Origin of the sequence: Bradyrhizobium sp. ORS 375 (assembly GCF_000239775.1) — a bacterium.
Lineage (GTDB): Bacteria > Pseudomonadota > Alphaproteobacteria > Rhizobiales > Xanthobacteraceae > Bradyrhizobium.
Window position 1 is genome coordinate 20,911 of record NZ_CAFI01000025.1, and the last position, 12,514, is coordinate 33,424.

11 protein-coding genes and 1 pseudogene are annotated in these 12,514 nt (G+C 64.1%); 4 read left to right on the forward strand and 8 right to left on the reverse strand.

What is annotated here, in order from left to right; translation table 11 throughout:
• The first annotated feature begins 161 nt into the window (after window positions 1-161).
• Together greA and BRAO375_RS02195 are read left to right on the forward strand one after the other, a co-directional pair.
• Complete coding sequence (gene greA / locus BRAO375_RS02190) at window positions 162-644, forward strand: transcription elongation factor GreA (RefSeq protein WP_009025809.1); 483 nt, start codon at window positions 162-164, stop codon at window positions 642-644.
• Window positions 645-701: 57 nt separating this feature from the next.
• Window positions 702-1,172: a metallophosphoesterase family protein gene (locus tag BRAO375_RS02195; protein WP_035638468.1), complete on the forward strand. Its 471-nt coding sequence runs from the start codon at window positions 702-704 to the stop codon at window positions 1,170-1,172.
• Here the strand turns inward: BRAO375_RS02195 and BRAO375_RS02200 are convergent.
• Entirely contained in the window at window positions 1,166-2,035 is an 870-nt protein-coding gene (locus BRAO375_RS02200) for a DUF4175 family protein (protein ID WP_244423096.1), read from the reverse strand. The two genes, BRAO375_RS02195 and BRAO375_RS02200, sit on opposite strands and share 7 nt — an antisense overlap.
• A gap of 6 nt (window positions 2,036-2,041) precedes the next feature.
• Entirely contained in the window at window positions 2,042-4,234 is a 2,193-nt protein-coding gene (locus BRAO375_RS02205; protein WP_009025812.1) for a TIGR02302 family protein, read from the reverse strand.
• A gap of 1,014 nt (window positions 4,235-5,248) precedes the next feature.
• Between BRAO375_RS02205 and BRAO375_RS35930 the strand changes: the two genes are divergently transcribed.
• Entirely contained in the window at window positions 5,249-6,319 is a 1,071-nt protein-coding gene (locus BRAO375_RS35930) for a DUF262 domain-containing protein (RefSeq protein WP_009025814.1), read from the forward strand.
• A gap of 3 nt (window positions 6,320-6,322) precedes the next feature.
• On the forward strand, window positions 6,323-6,994 hold the full coding sequence (locus tag BRAO375_RS02215) for an MAE_28990/MAE_18760 family HEPN-like nuclease (RefSeq protein ID WP_009025815.1): 672 nt from the start codon (window positions 6,323-6,325) through the stop codon (window positions 6,992-6,994).
• Here the strand turns inward: BRAO375_RS02215 and BRAO375_RS35935 are convergent.
• The 6 genes and pseudogenes from BRAO375_RS35935 to BRAO375_RS02245 all read right to left on the reverse strand — a co-directional run.
• Window positions 6,984-8,111, reverse strand: coding sequence for a DNA cytosine methyltransferase (locus BRAO375_RS35935; RefSeq protein ID WP_035638477.1), 1,128 nt, complete (start codon window positions 8,109-8,111; stop codon window positions 6,984-6,986). The two genes, BRAO375_RS02215 and BRAO375_RS35935, sit on opposite strands and share 11 nt — an antisense overlap.
• 57 nt (window positions 8,112-8,168) lie before the next feature.
• The gene (locus tag BRAO375_RS35940; RefSeq protein ID WP_083842419.1) at window positions 8,169-8,585 is read right to left on the reverse strand and encodes a very short patch repair endonuclease; all 417 of its coding nucleotides are present in this window, start codon (window positions 8,583-8,585) and stop codon (window positions 8,169-8,171) included.
• Between the two features lie 83 nt (window positions 8,586-8,668).
• Entirely contained in the window at window positions 8,669-9,643 is a 975-nt protein-coding gene (gene argC, locus BRAO375_RS02225) for an N-acetyl-gamma-glutamyl-phosphate reductase (RefSeq protein WP_009025818.1), read from the reverse strand.
• A 525-nt stretch (window positions 9,644-10,168) separates the two neighbouring features.
• Window positions 10,169-11,434, reverse strand: coding sequence for a diaminopimelate decarboxylase (lysA, locus tag BRAO375_RS02235; RefSeq protein ID WP_009025820.1), 1,266 nt, complete (start codon window positions 11,432-11,434; stop codon window positions 10,169-10,171).
• Window positions 11,435-11,745: 311 nt separating this feature from the next.
• Complete coding sequence (lptM, locus tag BRAO375_RS02240; RefSeq protein ID WP_035638481.1) at window positions 11,746-12,039, reverse strand: LPS translocon maturation chaperone LptM; 294 nt, start codon at window positions 12,037-12,039, stop codon at window positions 11,746-11,748.
• An 83-nt stretch (window positions 12,040-12,122) separates the two neighbouring features.
• Window positions 12,123-12,514, reverse strand: a pseudogene (locus BRAO375_RS02245) (argininosuccinate lyase); the annotation flags it as partial.

Genomic DNA, 12,514 nt, shown 5'->3' on the forward strand with positions numbered 1-12,514 from the left:
GGCCGTGCCGACAGCCTCCGGCGGCTGCAGACCCCGATTCGCCGCGCGGCTGGCGCATTGCGACGGGGCCGGGAGGCCGAAGCGACCCACTTGAAATCCTGATGGCCGGCATGATCTCTGTTCGACGGCGGCAGCACCCACGGCCGCAGGAGACCCGCCGCGTGAGCGTTGCATTCACCAAGGAAGAGAGCGCCGAGACCGCGGCGGAGACGATGCTGCCGGACCGCCCGGTGTCGCCGCATCCGAATCTCGTCACCGACGCCGGCCTGAAGGCGCTGCAGGATCAGCTGCGCGAGGCGCAGGCGGCCTACGAGGCCGCGCAGGCGATCGCCGACGTCAACGAGCGCCGCCGCGAAGCGGCGCTGCCGCTGCGCGACGCGCGCTATTTCGCGGCCCGGCTGCGCACCGCCCAGCTGATGCCGCAGCCCGCCTCGACCGAGGCGATCGCGTTCGGCAGCACGGTGACGTTCCGGCGCGGCGACGGCCGCACCCAGACCTATCGGATCGTCGGCGAGGACGAGGCCGATCCGAAGCGCGGCACGATCTCGCACGTCTCGCCGGTGGCGCAGCGGCTGATCGGCAAGGCGGTCGGCGATGTCGTCGAGGTGACCGGACAGGAGCTGGAGATCCTTCAGATTGCCTGAGCCGCGCGCCATGCCGGCGACATGTGGCGGCGGCAACGCCCGTCGGGGCAGGCTGACATGCTGAGGCTTGGGATCATCTCCGACACGCACGGCCTGTTGCGGCCGGAGGCGGAGCGGCGGCTGGCCGGGGTCGATCACATCATTCATGCCGGCGACATCGGCCGGCCCGAGATCATCGAGCGGCTGCGCCGGATCGCGCCGGTCACCGCGATCCGCGGCAATATCGATACGGCGGATTGGGCCAAGGCTTACGCCGAGACCGAGACGATCGGCCTCGGCGGCCGCACCTTTTACGTCGTGCACGATGTTCACAATCTGGGGATCGATCCGGCCGCTGAAGGCATCGACGCCGTCATCTCCGGCCATTCGCATCGCGCCCGGATCGAGACCGTGGGCGGCGTGCTCTATCTCAATCCGGGCAGCGCCGGGCCGCGCCGCTTCAAGCTGCCGATCACGCTGGCGAGGCTCGATATCTCCTCGAGAACTCTGGCGCCCGTCATCCACGATCTCGGCACACCTGATCAATAATCCTTCAGCAGCCGCTCGATGTAGTCGAGCTCGATCTGCGGCCGCGACGGATCGGCGGAGCGGCGGCGCAGCTCCTCGAGGATGCGGCGGACGCGCTGCACGTCGATTTCGCCGGGGATCTTCTGCGAGAAATCGTCGACGTCGCGGCCGTGCAGCGGCCGGCCGAGCGGATCGGTCGGCGGCGACCCGGCCTGCCGCCCGGGCGCCTGGCCCGGACCGTCGCCCGGCTGGTCGCCATCGCCCTGCTGCATCGCCTCGGCGAGGCTCTGCGCGCCCTTGCGCAGCGCGTCCAGCGCCTTGCCCTGCGACTCCACCGCGCCATCGGCATTGTTCTCGCCGAGCTGACTGCCGGCGTCGCCCATCGCGCCATCGGCCTCGTCGAGACCGTCGCCGCCGTCGCCCTGATCGCCGTCGTCACCGGGATCGCCCTGCTGCCCCTGCTGGCCCGGTTGTCCCTTCTGTCCCTGCTGGCCCTTCTGACCTTTCTCGCCCTTCTGGCCCTTTTCGGCCTTCGGGTTCATGCCGCGCTTGGCGAGCTGCTCCTGCAGCTGCTTCAGCCGGTCGCGCAGCGCCTGCTGCTCCTGCTGCAGGTCGCCGGTCAGATAGCGTTCGAGCTCGCGGATGGCCGACGACTGATGGTTGGCGCTCTCGCTGGTGCTCTTGTTCTTGAGGCTGTCGATCGAGTCCTGCATGGCCTGCTCGGCCTTGTCGAGATACTCGTCCAGCGCCTCGGCGAAGGCGGGCGCCGCGATCAGGCAGCACCCGGCAAGCACGCTCGCCTGCAGCAGCGCGCGGGCGCGGCGGCGGCGAAAGCTCCGCGCCGGCGCCGCCGGCGATCCCTGTCGATCAATCCTGCGGTTCATCATGCGTCACCGCGCTCCCTGCGAGTCGCGCCAATTGCGGAGCTGGGTCTTGAGGCTTTCCTGCTGCTTCAGGATGCTCTCCAGCTCCTCGGGGGAGGCGCTGAGCGTCTTCTCGCGCAGCTCCTTCGACTTCTTCAGGATCAGCTCGACCTCCTTGGGCAGCGGCACCTGGCCCTGGTCGCGCTGATTGCGGCCGCGCTCGCGCCGGGAATCCTGGCCCTTCTTGAAGGTCTTGTTGCGCAGCTGATCCTGCTTGCGGATGATGTCGTTGAGCTCGTTGAGCGCCTGCTCCATCTCGTTGTCGCCGCCCTGCTGGGGCCGCGCCGTCTGCAGGTTCTCCAGCATCTGCTGCAGCTGCTCGAGCAGCTCGCGCGCGCCGTCCTTGTCGCCGGAGCGCGCCATGCGCTCCATGCGGTCGATCATGTTCTGCAGGTCCTGCGGCCGCACGAACTTGGTGTTGGGATCGGGCGCCCGCTGCGACATCTGCGGATTGTTGCGCAACTGCTCGGCGAGCTGGCGCATGTAGTTGTCCATCGCCTTTCGCAGATCATCGGCGAGCTTCTTGATCTCGTCGTCGCTGGCGCCGCGGTCCAGCGCCTGCTTGAGCGCGTCCTGCGCCGCGCGCAGCGCCTTCTCGACGTCGGAGATGTTGCCGTCCTCGATGGTGACGGCGAGCGACCACAGGCTCGCGACCACCTCGCGCAGCGCATCGTCGGTGCGCGCGGCTTCGAGCTGGCGGGTCACCGAATGCAGGCCGAGATACTGGCCGGGGTCGGGCGTGAACATTTCGGGCGCGATCGCCAGCGCGTCCAGCGCGGTGAACACGTCGCCATTGCGGTTGGCGTCGAGCGCGAGAATGCGGCGCTGCTCGATCAGGGCCCGCGCCAGCGGCTTCGTGAACAGCCGCTCCGGCAGGCGGGTGTCGAACGGCTCGCTCCTGCCCTCGTTGCCGGCCTCGTCCTTGGCGGTCAGCGTGATCGTGACCTCGGCGCCGGCGTAAGGGTCTTCGCTGAGATCCTTGACGGTCTGGCCGACGCCGTTGCGGGTCCGCGCATTCGGCAGCACCAGGGCAAACTCCGGCGGCTGGAACAGCGGCCGCGCGGCCGGCGCGTCGGCAGGCTTGTCGGCGGCGCGCGCGGTGATCCTGGCCTTGGCTTCGGTGACGCCGTAATCATCCTCGAGCTTGTAGGACAGTTTCAGCGAGCCGCGCGCCTGGCGCTCGGGGTCCTTGGCCATGCTGATGACCGGCGGCTTGTCCGGCGTCGCGGTGAAGGCCCATTGCGGCTGGCCGGAGGGCGCGCGCACATGGGCGGTGCCGTCGGTCTTGATCAGGAAATGCTTCTCGGTCGTGCCCTTGGGCGCGGCCTCGCCGGCGGCGACCTCGCTTGGCGCGGCCTCGGCGACGCCGCCCGAGGTGATCACGTCGAGCGTGGCGCCGCTGGAGCGCACGATCAGGGTGGAGCCCGCGGGCACCACGATCGGACCGCTCGCCGGCACCGCGCCTTCCTTGTTGGCGGAGGAGAGGATGATCGGCGGCTTCGCGGTGTAGAGCGGCGGCTTGACCCAGGCATCGACCCGGATCGGCACCGTCGTCAGCACGCCGTTCCAGTCGAACGCCGCGGCGATGCGCAGCCTCCGCTCGTCGCCGGCGGCAAACCAGGTCGCGACCAGCAGCACGATGACCAGCGCGCGCACCGCCCAGGGATCATGCAGCGACAGCCGCGGCCGCGGCGTGCCGGCGCGGATGCGCTTGATCGAGGCGAGCGTGCGCTCGCGCTGCGCCTGCCACAGCGCCCGCGCAATCGGATCCTGGGTGGACAGCGTGTCGGTCAGCGCGGTGGCGGGACGATGGGCGATGCCCGAACCGCGGTCGAGCCGCGCCAGGCCCTCCTCGCGCGTCGGCCAGCGGAAGCGCAGCGCCGGGACCGCGGCGCCAAGAAACAACAGAACGAACAGCACGACGCCGACCGCCCGCGCCAGCAGTGGCAGGCCGAGCCACAGCCCGGCCCAGGAGACGATCAGAAACAGGCCGATGACCGTGAGCAACCGCGCCAGATGCGGCCAGCCCTGCTCCCAGGCGATGGCGAGCCGCGCCCGCTGCAGCGCCTGCGCCAGCTTGAGCCGCGCGAGGGCATCGCTGGAAAGCCGATCGGGAGTGCTGCTTGCCGGCGAGGCCGGCTCGTTCGTGAGGCCGCTCAACAGTCTCTCCAGGTTGCCCGGATGTTCACCCTACCACAAAGGCATCCATGAGGCACGCACCGTGCCAAGACTTTCCCGCCTGCGCAGGCCGTCCACACGGGAGTGTGACCGGGGCGGTTCCCCGGGGAGTTACGGTAGGACACCTGCGCCCTCGCCAACCTGCGTCATCCCCAACGACAGCGCGGCCCAACCCACGCCGCCCACCCCAAACTCCGTCATTGCGAGCGCAGCGAAGCAATCCAGGGGCTGCGCGCGCGACTCTGGATTGCTTCGCTCCGCTCGCAATGACGCCCGTGGCGAACATCACGCGACACAAGACCAACCGTATCGTGGAGACACCTTGCGCAAGACGCGCCCCATCGCTCCCGCCACGCGATCCGCGCCCGAGTGATGCCCGACATCTCGCCCTCCTCGAACAGAGGGCGCAGGGAAGGCCAGGTGCCGACTGGCACCTGCGGTCCGCGTGCAACAAATAAGCACGCGGCAGAACCACAGGCTCAGCCGGGATCACCCGGCCTTCCCTGCGCGATGGTGTTACGATTTATACGCGCTCTTCCCGGGGACCGGCTTGTTGGCCCCGTCGCGGACGACACGTCATCGCCCACTTGGCATCAGCACCGGGATGCCAGAACCACGCGACTTCCTCGTCGCATCGGGATCGTTCGTCCGCGCGAGCAAGCCCGCGCTGCGTCCCCATGCGCCCACCGCATCCCGCACCCGACGTCCGTGACGATCGCGAAGCGCCCCCTCAGCGGGACGGGATGCGGGGAGTAGAGCACGATTTCGGATAAAGCGCAAGAAAAATCTTTTGCAGGAATGCCCGCTAAGGAGGCGCGACCAGACGCCTTGAGTATCATGGCGTTCAAGTCAGAACGCCATGCGCACCATGGCCCCGCTTGCCGTCCCATCGAAAGTGCTTCGGTCTCACGACACAACTCCGACCTTCATCTATATACATTTGCACTTCCATTTTTCGTTCAACTGTAGTTTTCTCAACAAGATCGTGAGGAACCAGTGCCAAAACCACCGCCGCCGATACTCCTGCCACAAGAAGATCTGAACGAAATCACGGACGCGGTCGAGAATGCTCGGCGAGATGTTCGTTACCAAGTCACCGACTACCCCGTCGAACTTCTTGTTGGAAAATTCAGACAAGAGCCGGAGGATGAAGGTGACATCTACATTCCGGACTACCAGCGCAAGCTTCGCTGGAGTGAAGAGGCTCAGTCGTACTTCATCGAAAGTGTGCTCTTAAGAATCCCTGTTCCGCCGATCTTTTTCTATGATGTAAAAGGTCAACTCGAAATCGTAGACGGATCTCAACGGGTCAGGACATTGGCCAACTTCGTCCATGATGAGCTAGAGTTGACCCCACTTGAAAAACTCGACGCACTTACTGGTCTGAAGTTTTCTCAGCTCCCGCCAGCGATCCAGAAGCGGCTGTTCAACACCCCTATCAGGTCGTTCGTACTGGACGAAGGAACTGACGAAAGCACTCGGATCGAACTGTTTCGACGCCTGAATACAAGCGGAAAGACACTTCACGATGCCGAAATCAGGAAGGGCGCGTTCAGAGGAAAATTCCTGGAACTAATTATCGAGTGCGCTTCTAGCGATTTATTTAAACGCCTATCTCCAAAAATAACAAAAGCATCTGACGCCGAGAGCGAACGACAAGAATTAGTCACGCGCTTCTTTGTGTACTCTGACTTATACAAAGAGTTCCGCCACGACGTACGTCGATTTCTTGACCAAGCAGTAATCAAATTTAACAAGTCGATGAATCCGAAAGAAATTGAACGCAAGCGCAATGAGTTCACGGAGGTTATGGCTTTTATTGAAAAACACTACCCGACTGGATTTTACCGCAACCCCAAATCGGCAACGTTACCACGTGTACGCTTTGAAGCTATTGCCGTCGGTACTTGTTTGGCATTGCGAGCCGAGCCGAATTTAGATCCTAAGGACACATCATGGATCCACTCGGAGGATCTCTATTCGCTTGTCCGAACGGATGCCAGCAACAGTGGGCCGCGGCTACGCGCTCGCATAGACTACGTTCGTGATCGCCTTCTGGCCGGTTGAACGATGTCACTTGAGAACGATTTTAAAAGACGCCTGAATGACGTTTCTTTTTATTTGAGATCGCTGTCGGACCTTGAAAAACAGCATAGAAACCTGGGCCGCGGCTTCTATAGATCGTCTGCCGCACTTGCGGCTTCGCGTGCCGCATCTTTTATCATGATCTACAACTGCGTCGAGTTCGCAGTTCGCGAGGCGGTGATCGATCTCAGACAACACATCAAACTGCAGAATCCCAAATTCGAGTTAATTTCCAAATACTGGCAAAGTGAGATTATCCGAGCTCATTTCAGGAAGAGGCTCCAAGAAGGAACTAATCACATCGATCTTCTAGAAGATTTCAGAGCGTTCGTGCCAGGACGCATCGATTGGCCAGGCAAGCAGGTCGACAACATGCCGTTCTCGGGGAACGTAGATCACGAGAGACTTATCAAATTCGCCAAGGGTATTGGCGAGACAAAATGGCGACCCCCAGCCAGAAGTCTAGGAGGGTCCGACTTGCTGATAGTTCGCGAGGCGCGGAACGACCTCGCCCATGGTGATGAGACCTTCGAAAACGTAGGAGCGAACTATTCAGTCACCGATATGTTCGAGAAGGTGAAACGAATACGGTTGTTTGTCTGCTCTTTTCTCAGAATGATGGAGCGCTATAAGTCGAAGGGCAGTTTCAAGCGATAACGTAGTCGCGAAGTTGAGGAATGAAGGCAGGGTGAGTCTTCAGGTTGCTCCGCTCGATCCTGCTCAGAAAACCCGATGCCGCTCGCATGGAGAGATCTTCAGAATCAGTCGACACGAACTCTGACAACCTTCCTATGTTCCCGTGAGATGGTCCTTCTGACGGGAACGCGTACCTAGTTTCACAACGATTTGGTCCTCCAGATGCAGCATTGTGGGACCGTTTCGATCCCACCCTGAACTCATCCAAAGCAGACAGCTCATCGAGGAATTGCACTTGCAGACGATCTGCGATCCATTTCACGACGGGTACACTTACCGCGTTCCCCACAAGCTTCCAGCGCTTGCGCGAAGCGACTCCACACTTAGTATCCGTCCAACCCAACGGAAATCCCTGCATGCGTTCCGCGTCGCCAATGCCCGGCTTCGTGAACTTAGAGCTTTTCATATGCCAGATCGCCGGCGGGGAGGGGATAGACAGAGATGAGCCGCCCTTGAGAGGCGGCACAGCGTCAATTGACCAGCCGAGGCCAGTGTTTCCTTCCGTCCAATAAAACCCAAACTTGTCTGCGTTCTCATCCGGCACGTTGGGACTAAAAGAAGCACCCTCGAACAGAATTGCTGAAGGGTCCGCCGACAAGCTGGCCAGAATGAAGACACGGCGGCGCCGTTGCGGCAACCCAAAATTCCGAGAATCGAGGACGCGGTATGCCCATCGATAGCCGAGCCGATTGAACTCCTGCGTTACCAATCTAATGGCGGCCCCTCCCGCCAACTGTAGAGCGAATGCAACGTTCTCAAGCAAAACGAATTCGGGCTTTCGCTTTCTTTCAAGCAAGCGAAAGACTTCGGTTACTAACCCAGATCGAGACCCGGCAATACCCGCTGTCCTCCCGGCTTGGCTAAGATCCTGACAAGGCCAACCAGCAGTGACGATGTCGCAGGATGGCAAAGCCTTCAGATGACGAATGTCGGACGTAAGCCGGGTCGTCGGAAAGCGAAGCTTGAGAATGGATTGAGCCAAGTCGTCGTTCTCACACATAAGAACGGTGTGCACGCCTGCTGCCGCGAGACCGACCTCGAACCCTCCGATACCACTAAATAAACTGCAGGCTTCCATCCAAATTCCTCGCACGCCTCCAAGAACATAGAACGTTTCCGCGAAAACTCGAGTGATTTATCGCGAACTGGCAACAAGATTCTTCTCTACCCAATCCTGTGCCGCTGCCATGTTCGGAAGCTCGCATTCCCATGCAGTTATGATTCGCCAGCCCTCTCTTCGCAGAGCTGCCACTGCACGCGCATCCCGCGCAAGATTCTGATCGAACTTTTTTGCCCAAAAATCAGCGTTAGATTTGGGTACAGTGGCTTTTTTGCATCCAGTGTGCCGGTGCCAAAAGCACCCGTGGACAAAGATCACCGTTTTATGTTTCGGCAGGACGACGTCTGGCCGGCCCGGCAGATCGCGGCGATGAAGCCTAAAACGATAGCCGCACGCATGAAGGGCCCGGCGAACCAGCAGTTCCGGTCCCGTGTTTTTGTCTCTCACGGCGGCCATCATGGCCGACCGCTTCTTTTTTGAAACGATATCCACCGCTGACTCGAGCCACATCCTCACAATATCGCCGTCGGCATATCATCAAAATTGGCGAAGCCGGCCATTGGCCACCAAAGCCCTCACGGCCAGACCGGCACCCCCTCCAGCCCCGCCGTTGCCTCCAGCCCGCACATCAAATTCGCATTCTGCACCGCCTGCCCCGCCGCGCCCTTGCCGAGATTGTCGACGACGCCGAGCGCGATCACCAGGTTGCGGTCGGGGTCGGCGGCGTAGCTGACGAAGGCGAGGTTGGAGCCGGTGGCCCATTTGGTCTGCGGCGGCGTGTCGGTGACGCGGACGAAGGCGCTGTTGGCGTAGAAGCGGCGGGCGGCGTCGAGGCATTGCGCCGTGGTGGCGCGACCGCGGGCGTAGATGGTGGCGAGGATGCCGCGGGTCATCGGCACCAGATGCGGCGTGAACACGAGGCCTGCGGCGCTGCCGCCGCTGAGGCGCGCGATGGTGCTTTCGATTTCGGGCATGTGGACGTGCCTGAGCAGGCCGTAAGGGATCAGGTTCTCGTTGCTCTCGGCGTAGCCGAATTTGCTGTCGCCGCCGCGGCCGGCGCCGGAGATGCCGGTCTTGGCGTCGATCACGATGTTCTCTGGCGAGATCAGCTTTTCGGCGAGCAGCGGCGCCAGCGGGGTCAGCGCCGCCGCCGGGAAGCAGCCGGGATTGGCGATGCGGGTCTGGCCCGCGATCTCGCTCGGCCAGACGTCGGCGAGGCCGTAGGTCCAGCCATCGGCGTAGCGGTGGTCGCCGCCGATGTCGACGATCTTCACGTGGCCTGGCACGCGCGCCAGCGCCTCGCGCGAGGCGCCGGTGGGCAGCGAGGCGAACAGCACGTCGAGCGGCGGCAGGCGCGCGGGGTCCCATTTCTCGATCACGAGATCGGCCAGTTTCGCGGGCACGCCGGGGAAGCGCGTCGCCAGACGCTGGCCGGCGCTGCCCTCGCCCGCGGCGTAGACCAGCTCGAACGCGGGATGCCCCGCGACCAGGCGCATCGCCTCGCCGCCGCCAAAACCGGAGATGCCGACGATGCCGACGCGAATGCTCATGGGTGGGGTCCTCGCAGAACAGTGTGACCGATCAGGTCGGGAATCGACCAGCGAAGCCGATCCCGCGGAGGCGCCTGATCCGGGCTAAACTAAATCACCATGGTCAATAAGCAAACCAGGCTGCTGCCGTCAGCCCTGCCCCCAAGCGAGACCGAACGCGCCGAATGGCAGCGCTTGAGCCAGGAGGAACAGATCGCGCGCTATCGCGAGGTGCTGGCGCATCCGGACAGTCTGAGGATCAGCGGCTCGACGATGAGCGATGTGCTGGCAAAGGCGAGGCGGAGGGCCGCAGGCCGTCGTGACTCGTAATGGCTCGGCGGGCGAGTCGTGGCAGTCGCAACGATCCAGGCCGATCCGGTGAGCGACGTGCCCATCAGTTACTCCGTCATGCCCGGGCTTGACCCGGCCATCCACGCCCCATCGCGGATGCCGAACGATGTGGATGGCCGGGTCAAGCCCGGCCATGACGATGTGGGGACAGGCGAGCGCAACAGCGCGTGTGATGTCGCGGGGCGAAAGTCGCCCTCACAACCACGGCGCCGGGGTGTCCATCGCGATCAGCTGCTCGACCTCGATGCGCGGGCGGATCACGGCGGACTGGTCGCCCTTGACCAGCACCTCGGGCACCAGCGCGCGGGTGTTGTAGGTGCAGGCCTGGACGGCGCCGTAGGCGCCGGCGGTCATGATGGCGAGGAGGTCGCCGGGCGCGGGCTCGGGCAGCGCGCGGTCGAGGGCGAGGTAGTCGCCGCTTTCGCAGACCGGGCCGACGACGTCGGCCGTGAAGGCGGGCGCGTTGGGCGCGGGCTGCTTGACGGGGAGGATGTCGTGATGCGCCTCGTAGAGCGTCGGGCGGATCAGGTCGTTCATCGCGGCGTCGATGATGACGAAGTTCTTGGCCTCGCCGTGCTTCACATAGATCACCTTGGCAACGAGGATGCCGGCATTGCCGACGATCATGCGGCCAGGCTCGAACATCAGCGTGCAGCCGAGATTGTGCGACACGCGCTTGACCATCGCGGCGTAGGCGGCGGGCTCCGGCGGCACGGCGCGGTCCATGTGATAGGGGATGCCGAGACCGCCGCCGAAATCGACATGGGAGATGTCGTGGCCGTCGGCGCGCAAGGTCTGCACGAACTCGGTGAGGATGCGGAACGCGGTCTCCATGGGGCCGAGATCGGTGATCTGGCTGCCGATATGGACGTCGACGCCGGTGACCTTGATGCCGGGCATCTTCGCCGCGCGGGCGTAGACGCGGCGCGCGTGGTCGAGCGGGATGCCGAACTTGTTCTCCGACTTGCCGGTCGAGATCTTGGCGTGCGTGCCGGCATCGACGTCCGGATTGACGCGCACCGAGATGCGGGCGGTGTGGCCGGTCTCGACGGCGAGACGCGCCAGCAAATCGAGCTCGGGCTCGGATTCGATGTTGAGGCAGTGGATGTCGGCCGCGAGCGCCGCGCGCAGCTCGGCCTCCGTCTTGCCGACGCCGGAGAACACGATCTTGCGCGACGGGATGCCGGCCGCAAGCGCGCGCTTCAATTCGCCGCCGGAGACGACGTCGGCGCCGGCGCCCAGCTTCGCCAGCGTGCGCAGCACCGACTGGTTGGAATTGGCCTTCATCGCGTAGCAGATCAGCACGTCCTGGCCGGCGAAGGCGTCCGCGAACACGCGGTAGTGCCGCTCCAGCGTGGCGGTGGAGTAGCAGTAGAACGGCGTGCCGACTGTCGCGGCGAGCTCGGCGAGATTGACGTCCTCGGCGTGCAGCACGCCGTCGCGGTAGTCGAAATGGTTCATGGGTCTAAGTCCGCGCGCGGGGCTGCGAGTGAGTGATTGTGGCGGCGAATTGCCGGGAAATGGGTGGGATTGTCAAACCCGCTGCCACCCTCCCCTGGAGGGGGAGGGTGAAGCAGCGCGCTTGGAGTTCGATTGTGCCCAGCTATCTCTCCGGCGTCATGCCCGGGCTTGACCCGGGCATCCACGTCCGTCCCAGGATGCCGCACGAAGTAGATGGCCGGGTCAAGCCCGGCCATGACGAGAGGAGAGACCCGGGACCAGATCGTTGGGCCCGGTGAGGATCAGATAGCGGCTTCCCGCCGCCGCAGCCCCTATTTGCTGTCCAGCAGCGGGTCCAGGAAGAACGGTTTCTTCTGGCCGCGCGAGGCGGCGGGGGAGCCGTCGGCGCCGTAGCCGGAGTTGAAGACGCCGGGCTTGTTGGCGTTGTCCGTCGCGGTATCGGTCGGGGCGGCGGAGAGCTGCGGGGCCGGCGGGGAGTTGGCCGGCAGGTCCAACGGGCCCTTGCGGCCGCAGGCGGCCAGCAGGAGCGCGGAAGCGCCCAGGACGAGCAGGACCCGGGCGACGGACGATGGACGGCGACTGCGATTCACGTGTGAAATCCCCATGCGGGCGGCACCATACAGAGATCGGCGGGCCATGACGAGTGCCGGAGTGCCACGCCAGTCCGATCAAATTTCGGCGCGGAGCCCTACTTCCGCTGCTTTTCCAGCCGCTTCAGCCAGGCCTTGGCCTGCGAAGCCACGTTCTTCGGCGCGGTGCCACCGAAGCTGGTTCGGCTCTTCACGGACGCCTCGACCGAGAGCACGCCGAGCACGTCGGCGGTGATCTTGGGCTCGACCTCCTGCATCGCCTTGAGCGGCAGCTCGTGCAGCGCCACACCCTGCTTCGACGCCAGCGCGACGATGCGCCCGGTGACGTGATGGGCCTCGCGGAACGGCATCTTCAGGGTGCGCACCAGCCAGTCGGCGAGATCGGTGGCGGTGGCATAGCCCTCGCCGGCGGCGGCCTTCATGCGGGCCTCATCCGGCACCAGGTCGAGCGCCATGCCGGTCATGGCGCGGATGGCGAGCGACAGCGCGG

Excerpts from the sequence above, each read along its gene's own strand:
- BRAO375_RS35935 (WP_035638477.1), bottom strand. The coding sequence starts at position 8,111 with ATGGAAGCCTGCAGTTTATTTAGTGGTATCGGAGGGTTCGAGGTCGGT.
- argC (WP_009025818.1), bottom strand. The coding sequence starts at position 9,643 with ATGAGCATTCGCGTCGGCATCGTCGGCATCTCCGGTTTTGGCGGCGGC.
- BRAO375_RS02215 (WP_009025815.1), top strand. The coding sequence starts at position 6,323 with ATGTCACTTGAGAACGATTTTAAAAGACGCCTGAATGACGTTTCTTTT.
- BRAO375_RS02200 (WP_244423096.1), bottom strand. The coding sequence starts at position 2,035 with ATGAACCGCAGGATTGATCGACAGGGATCGCCGGCGGCGCCGGCGCGG.
- BRAO375_RS02195 (WP_035638468.1), top strand. The coding sequence starts at position 702 with ATGCTGAGGCTTGGGATCATCTCCGACACGCACGGCCTGTTGCGGCCG.
- lysA (WP_009025820.1), bottom strand. The coding sequence starts at position 11,434 with ATGAACCATTTCGACTACCGCGACGGCGTGCTGCACGCCGAGGACGTC.
- lptM (WP_035638481.1), bottom strand. The coding sequence starts at position 12,039 with ATGGGGATTTCACACGTGAATCGCAGTCGCCGTCCATCGTCCGTCGCC.